Annotated in this window: 1 protein-coding gene and 1 pseudogene; both read left to right on the top strand. The window is 42.4% G+C overall.

Going from position 1 to position 693, the window contains the following annotated elements; genetic code table 11:
* Nucleotides 1-204, top strand: a pseudogene (locus D7Y06_RS25425) (hypothetical protein); the annotation flags it as partial.
* 100 nt (nucleotides 205-304) lie between these two features.
* Nucleotides 305-693: hypothetical protein (locus D7Y06_RS25420; protein WP_120410229.1), on the top strand; the 389-nt coding region annotated here is incomplete at its 3' end.

Genomic DNA, 693 nt, shown 5'->3' with positions numbered 1-693 from the left:
GATGACAATACAACTGCCTATGTGGGAACAAACGGTACAGCGATTAAATCAAAGGACGGAAAGGAACTGTTTATAGATACGTCATCCATGACTTATGACATGATCATGAATATGTTCAGTAATCGGCCCAAAAGCGGGAACTATTTTGACAGCTCATATTGGCAGAAAAATATCCAGAAAGCTATGTTTTCTATAGAACAGTAATGCTTTACATATTCAGACTGGCACAGCGTAGCTGGGGGTGGAAACATATCACTCCCAGCCACAGTATTGAATAAATGACAATAGCGGAGGATTTGAAAAAATGAATGTAAATGGAATAGGGGCAGCAGGATACCCGGCATGGCAGGGAACAAGAAAGGCACAGCAGAATGCGGCAGGAAGGAGTTTTGAGGAGCAGGTAAACCATGTGGCAGGTACTCCAAAAGTCTATAATATTTTTACAGATGAAGATATGTTGTGGACAGGAGGGAACGGCACAGGGCTGTCTTATTATCTTAAGTATGCGGAAGATTCAACAGAGGATGATCCGACAATCATTGCAAAAGGTGTTGATGAGAATGGGAATGAATTTGAAAAAACCATACATATCAACGAGATAAATCCCAAGTCAGCGACTGTTGTGGAGATGCGTGCTTTGGAAGCACATATGGGGGTAAAGAAGCTGGGGGGATTTACTTCCCTTCCGATGGA

This window comes from Roseburia sp. 1XD42-69, from assembly GCF_003612565.1.
Lineage (GTDB): Bacteria > Bacillota > Clostridia > Lachnospirales > Lachnospiraceae > Roseburia_B.
This window is presented reverse-complemented; position numbering and strand designations above follow the sequence as displayed.